The organism is Acidimicrobiales bacterium (assembly GCA_036273495.1).
GTDB lineage: Bacteria > Actinomycetota > Acidimicrobiia > Acidimicrobiales > JAJPHE01 > DASSEU01.
In genome coordinates, this window is record DASUHN010000070.1 from 1 (window position 1) to 6,284 (window position 6,284).

A 6,284-nucleotide genomic window follows, 5' to 3' on the forward strand; every position below is an offset into this window, starting at 1 on the left:
GACTCCGTCCTCGACACGATCGAGGCGTAGGGATCCCCCCGGCGGAGGGACCGGGACGGTAAATTCGAACGGGTGTTCGTGCTCGGCATCGACCCCGGGGTGTCCCGCTGCGGCTACGGCTGCGTGGAGCGCAGCGGGGGCGGGCTGCGGGCGGTGGCGGGAGGGGTCATCACCACCTCGCCGGAGGATCGCCTCCCGGTGCGACTGGCCCAGCTGGCGGTGGAGCTGGAGTCGCTGATGGCCGAGCTGGCCCCGGACGTGGTGGCGGTGGAGCGGGTCTTCTTCCAGACCAACGCCCGCACCGCCATGTCGGTGGGCCAGGCCAGCGGGTTGGCCCTGGCCACGGCGGCCCGGGCGGGGATGGCGGTCGTGGAGTACACGGCCAACGAGGTGAAGCAGTCGGTGGCCGGCTACGGGGCGGCGGACAAGCGCCAGGTGCAGCAGATGGTCAAGCTGCTGCTCGACCTGCCCGTCGAGCCCTCTCCCCCCGACGCCGCCGACGCCCTGGCCCTGGCCATCTGCCACGCCACGGTGGTGCCGTTGTTGGAGAGGGTCGGCCTGGCCGAGGCCCGGGCCGCCCTGGGCCGGCGGGTCTGAGGAGGCGCGGGTGATCGGCTCGCTGCGGGGAACGGTGCTGGACCGGCTGCCGAAGGGGGAGCTGCTGGTCGAGGTCGGGGGGGTGGGGTACCGGGTGACCGTTCCCACCGGAACGCTGCCCGGGCTGGGGGCGCGCGGCGGGTCGGTGTTCCTCCATGTGCACACCCACGTGCGCGAGGACGCCATCGTCCTGTTCGGCTTCGCGACCCGGGAGGAGCGGGACTGCTTCGAGGCGCTGATCGGCGCCCACGGGGTGGGGCCGGCGGTGGCCCTGGCCATCCTGTCGACCCACTCCCCCCAGGCGCTGGCCCGGGCCGTGGCCACCGACGACGTCGATGCCCTGGTCCTGGTGCCGGGCATCGGCCGCAAGACCGCGGTGCGGCTGCTGATCGAGCTCAAGGCCCGGTTCGAGATCGGGGACCTGGCCGGGGACCCGGGCCCGATCGTGCTGCCGGGCGCGGCGGCGCCGAGCGTCCGGGCCGAGGTCCAGGCGGCCCTGGCCGGCCTCGGGTACGGGCCCGACGAGGTCCGGGAGGCGATGCGCGACCTGGACGAGGCCGACGGCGTCGAGTCCATGCTCCGGTCCGCCCTCCGGCAGGCCTCGGCGTTGCGGTGAGCCCCCGGCGGGAGGTGCTGGGAGAGATGGCGGGTGCCGGACGGGAGGGAGGGGCCGAGCCGGCCCCGGCCCGGCCGGTCGATCCCCAGCTCGACCCGGCGGACCAGGACGAGCAGGCGGCGGAGGCCACGCTCCGGCCCCGGCGGCTCGAGGAGTTCAGCGGCCAGCCCGAGGTGGTCGAGCACCTGCGGATCGTGCTGGAGGCGGCCCGGCGGCGGGGGGAGCCCGCCGACCACCTCCTCTTCGCCGGGCCCCCGGGCCTGGGCAAGACCACCCTGGCCGGGATCGTCGCCGCCGAGATGGGGGTGGGGCTGCGGATCACCTCCGGGCCGGCGCTGGTGCGGGCCGGGGACCTGGCCGCCCTCCTCAACGACCTGCAGGAGGGGGACGTCCTGTTCATCGACGAGATCCACCGCCTGAACCGGGCGGTGGAGGAGATCCTCTACCCGGCCATGGAGGACTTCCAGCTCGACATCGTGATCGGCAAGGGGCCGACGGCCCGGTCGATCCGCCTGGACCTGCCCCGCTTCTCCCTGGTCGGCGCCACCACCCGGACGGGCCTGATCACCGGGCCGCTGCGCGACCGCTTCGGCCTGGTGGCCCGGCTCGACTACTACCGGCCCGAGGACCTGGAGATCATCCTCACCCGGGCGGCCCGGATCCTGGCGGTGCGGCTGGACGGCGCCGGGGCGTCCGAGATCGCGGGGCGGAGCCGGGGGACGCCCCGGATCGCCAACCGGCTGCTGCGCCGGGTCCGGGACTACGCCGAGGTACGGGGACGGGGAGTGGTGGACCTCGAGGCGGCGGTGGCCGGCCTGGGCGTGTTCGGCGTCGACGAGTTGGGGCTCGACAAGGTCGACCGGGCCGTCCTGTCGGCGGTGTGCGAGCGGTTCGGAGGGGGACCGGTGGGGCTGTCGACGCTGGCGGTCAGCGTCGGGGAGGAGCCCGACACCCTGGAGGACGTGTACGAGCCGTTCCTCCTCCAGGTCGGTCTGCTCATGCGGACGCCGCGGGGGCGGGTGGCCACCCCGGCGGCCTGGCGCCACCTCGGCCTGGCCGAGCCGGCCCCGTCCCGGCGCGCCGACGTCCCGATCCCGCTCTTCCCTGACGACTGATCGGGCTGGACCCAGCTGATCGGGCAGGACCCAGCTGATCGGGCCGGACCCAGCTGATCGGGCGGGTCCCAGGCCCCCCGTCGCGTTCCACATGCTCCGAATTCATCGCCGCGCATGGTTATGCAGCGGAGGGGCGTGCGAAGGTGTGGCCGTGGGCCCGACCGAGCCGACCGACGCCTACGACTACGACCTGCCGGCGGACCGGATTGCCCAGGTCCCGGCCGAGCCCCGGGACTCCGCCCGGCTCCTGGTGGCCCTGGAGCCGACCGGTCCGGAGGAGCACCGGCGGGTGTCCGACCTGCCCGAGCTGCTCGGGCCGGGGGACCTCCTGGTCGTCAACGAGACGCGGGTCAACCCGGCGCGGCTGCATCTGGAGAAGGGCACCGGGGGCCGGGTCGAGGTTCTGCTCCTCGAGCCGGTGAGCGGGGGCTGCTGGCAGGCGCTGGTCCGTCCCTCCCGGCGCGTGCCGCCCGGGACCGTCCTGGTGGCCGGCGGCCGCCCGGCGCTGGAGGCGGGCCCGGTGCTCGACGGCGGGGACGGGACACGGCTGGTCACCATCCTCGACCAGGACGCCGTGGACGGGGCCGGGGAGGTGGCCCTGCCGCCGTACGTGCACGAGCCCCTGGCCGACCCGGAGCGCTACCAGACCGTGTACGCCCGCACTCCCGGCTCGGTGGCGGCGCCGACCGCCGGCCTCCACCTCACTCCCGAGCTGCTGGCGCGCTGCGAGGCGGCCGGGGCCGAGCTGGCCCGGGTCGACCTGGCGGTGGGGCTCGGGACGTTCCGCCCGATCACCGCCGACCGGGTCGACGAGCACCGCATGCACTCCGAGCGCTACTGCGTCCCGGCGGAGACGCTGGCGCGGTGCCGCGACGCCCGCCGGGTGGTCGCGGTGGGGACGACGACGGTGCGGGCGCTGGAGTCGGCGGCCGCCACCGGCAGGGCGCGGGGACAGACCGACCTGTTCATCCGGCCCGGGTTCTCCTTCCGCGTCGTCGACGTGCTGCTGACGAACTTCCACTTGCCCCGGTCCTCCCTGCTCGTGATGCTGGCCGCCTTCTGCGGACGGCGCTGGCGGGCCCTGTACGACGACGCCCTGAACGAGGGTTACCGCTTCCTCTCGTTCGGGGACGCCATGGTCGTCGCCCGGGCGCCCGACGCGGGGCCGTGACCGCGGGCTCGGCGCCTATCGAGGTGACCGCCCGCTGCGGCGAAGCACGCGCCGGCGTCGTCCACACGGCGCGGGGCCCGTTCCGCACCCCGTGCTTCATGCCGGTGGGCACGCGGGGCACGGTGCGGGCGCTCACCGCCTCCGACGTGGAGTCGCTCGGCTACGAGGTGGTGCTGGCCAACACCTACCACCTCATGCTCCGGCCCGGAGCCGAGACGATCGGCCGGCTGGGAGGCATCCACGCCTTCGCCGGCTGGGACCGTCACGTGCTCACCGACTCGGGGGGGTATCAGGTGTTCTCCCTCGCCCCGAAGGTCGACGACGACGGAGTGACGTTCCGGTCGACCTACGACGGGTCCTGGCACCGCCTCACCCCCGCGGACGCGGTGCGCACCCAAGAGGTGATCGGCTCGGACATCCAGATGGTCCTCGACGTGTGCCCCCCCCTGCCCGCCCCCCCCGAGGTCCTGACCCGGGCCGTGGAGCGGACGGCGGCCTGGGCGGCCCGGGCCCGGGGGACCCATTCCCGCGCCGGGCAGGCCCTGTTCGGGATCGTCCAGGGGGGCACCGATCCGTCCCTCCGCGTCCGCAGCGCCCGGGCGACGGTGGCGCTGGACTTCGACGGCTACGGCATCGGCGGGCTGTCGGTGGGGGAGCCCCGTGCCGACATGCTCGGCGCCCTCGACGCCACCGTCCCCGAGCTGCCCCCCGACCGCCCCCGCTACCTCATGGGGGTCGGGGACCCGGTCGGGTTGGTCGAGGCGGTGGCCCGGGGCGTCGACATGTTCGACTGCGTCCTGCCCACCCGGCTGGGCCGCCACGGGACGGCCCTCACCGGCTCGGGCCGGTTGTCCCTGAAGGGCGCCGCTCTGGCCGCAGACCCCGGCCCCGTCGACCCGGCCTGCGCCTGCCCGGTGTGCGCCCGCTGGTCCCGGGGGTTCCTCCGGCACCTACTGAGCGTCGACGAGCCGGCGGCGGCCCGCATGGTGAGCATCCACAACCTGGCATGGACCCGGGCCCTGATGGACCGGATCGGGGCGGCGGTGGCCGCCGGCACCCTCTCCGATCTCCGCGACGAGGTGGCGGCGGCCTGGGAACGGGGCCCGGAGGTGCCCGTTTAGGCGGAGGTGGCCCGAGTAGGGTGTTCCTCCGCCGCTGACCAGTCCACGAGCGGTCGGGTGCCGAGTGCTGTCACTACTTCCCATCCTGGTTCTAGGTGCTCTCATGTACGTGCTGCTGGTCCGACCCCAGCAGCGGAAGGTGCGCGACCAGCGGGAGTTGGTGCGCCGGGTCGGGGTGGGGGCCGAGGTCCAGACCATCGGCGGGATCCTCGGCCGGGTCGTGGCCGCCGACGACGATTACGTCCATCTCGAGGTGAGCCCGGGGGTGGTCGTCACGTTCGTGCGGGCCGCGGTCGGCCGCATCCTGGAAGCGGCGCCCGACGACGACGCCGGCCCGGACTGGGACGAGGTGGCCGACGAGGCTCACGACGGGAACTCCCGGGGGGCCCACGACGGGACCGACGCCGGCGCTGCGCCGAGCCCGGCCGATCCCGAGGTGGAGCCCCACGTCGAGATGCCGACCGTCCACGAGGAGGGCGGTCCCGATGCCCCGGCCACCGGAACCGACGGAGGAGCGGCGTGAGGCGGCGCCGGTACTGGCTGCCCCTGCTCATCACCGTCGGGGTGGCGGCGGCCAGCATGGTGGCGGTCCTGGCCGCGGGCTACAAGCCGGTCCTCGGCCTCGATCTCCGCGGCGGGGTCTCCGTCGTGCTCGCGCCCACCCGGCCCGTGTCCAACGACATTCTCGACCAGGCCAAGAACATCATCACCAACCGCGTCGACGCCCTCGGTGTGGCCGAGCCCAACATCACCCGGCAGGGGGGCCGGATCGTCGTCGAGCTGCCCGGCGTCAAGGACACCCAGCGGGCCGAGCAGCTCGTGGGCCAGACCGCCCAGCTCACCTTCCGGGAGGTGACCCAGCAGGTGGCCCCGACCGGGAACCCGCCGACCACGCCGCAGAGCCAGCTCGCCAGCACGACGAACACGACGGCGGTGATCGCCAGCCGGGATTCCTCCGGTCACATCACGAGCCGCTACGAGGTCGGACCGGTCCTGCTCACCGGGAAGATCATCCATTCGGCCACGCCCCAGCTCACCCAGGCCGGGCAGTGGCAGGTCAACTTCACGACCACGTCGGCGGGGTCGTCCGCCTTCGACGCCATGGCGGCCAAGGAGTACCAGAAGCTGGTGGCCATCGTGCTCGACAACAACGTCGTGTCGGCGCCGCAGATCAACGCCACCGCCTTCCACGGCAGCGGGCAGATCACCGGCACCTTCAGCGAGCAGGACGCCAAGAATCTGGCTTTGGTCCTGAACTACGGGTCGTTGCCCGTGCCGCTCAAACGCCTGTCGGTGCAGACGGTGTCGGCCAGCCTCGGGTCCTCGTCGCTGCGCGCGGGGCTGGCGGCCGGGATCGGCGGCCTGGCCCTCGTGTTGATCTACATCATCCTGTACTACCGGGCTCTCGGCATCGTGGCGTTCCTGGGCCTGCTGCTCACCGGGATGTTCATCTGGCCGGTGATCTCCTACCTGGGACATTCGGCCGGCTTTGCCCTCACCCTGGCGGGGGTCACCGGCGTCATCGTGTCGATCGGCATCAACGTCGACTCCTACGTCGTGTACTTCGAACGTCTCAAAGACGAGATCCGGGCCGGGAAGACGGTGCGGTCGTCGGTCGACCGGGGATTCGCCCGGGCCTTCCGCACGATCGTGGCCGCCGACCT

At 73.9% G+C, this 6,284-nt stretch carries 7 protein-coding genes; all 7 read left to right on the top strand.

Translation table 11 applies throughout. From position 1 onward, the window contains the following. Positions 1–72: 72 nt before the first annotated feature. Positions 73–597: a crossover junction endodeoxyribonuclease RuvC gene (ruvC, locus tag VFW24_02725; protein ID HEX5265662.1), complete on the top strand. Its 525-nt coding sequence runs from the start codon at positions 73–75 to the stop codon at positions 595–597. A gap of 10 nt (positions 598–607) precedes the next feature. After that, on the top strand, positions 608–1,213 hold the full coding sequence (gene ruvA, locus VFW24_02730) for a Holliday junction branch migration protein RuvA (GenBank protein ID HEX5265663.1): 606 nt from the start codon (positions 608–610) through the stop codon (positions 1,211–1,213). Then, positions 1,210–2,328 (top strand): Holliday junction branch migration DNA helicase RuvB, encoded by a 1,119-nt coding sequence (ruvB, locus tag VFW24_02735; GenBank protein ID HEX5265664.1) that lies wholly within the window; start codon positions 1,210–1,212, stop codon positions 2,326–2,328. The genes ruvA and ruvB overlap by 4 nt, the downstream gene beginning before the upstream one ends. 151 nt (positions 2,329–2,479) lie before the next feature. After that, positions 2,480–3,499, top strand: a complete 1,020-nt coding sequence (gene queA, locus VFW24_02740) for a tRNA preQ1(34) S-adenosylmethionine ribosyltransferase-isomerase QueA (GenBank protein HEX5265665.1) — start codon at positions 2,480–2,482, stop codon at positions 3,497–3,499. A gap of 23 nt (positions 3,500–3,522) precedes the next feature. After that, on the top strand, positions 3,523–4,620 hold the full coding sequence (gene tgt / locus VFW24_02745; GenBank protein ID HEX5265666.1) for a tRNA guanosine(34) transglycosylase Tgt: 1,098 nt from the start codon (positions 3,523–3,525) through the stop codon (positions 4,618–4,620). A 64-nt stretch (positions 4,621–4,684) separates the two neighbouring features. Next, a complete protein-coding gene (gene yajC, locus VFW24_02750; protein HEX5265667.1) occupies positions 4,685–5,143 on the top strand; it encodes a preprotein translocase subunit YajC in 459 nt (152 codons plus the stop codon). After that, positions 5,140–6,284, top strand: a 1,145-nt coding sequence (gene secD / locus VFW24_02755; GenBank protein ID HEX5265668.1) for a protein translocase subunit SecD, incomplete at its 3' end; no start/stop codon positions are given. The genes yajC and secD, both read left to right, overlap by 4 nt.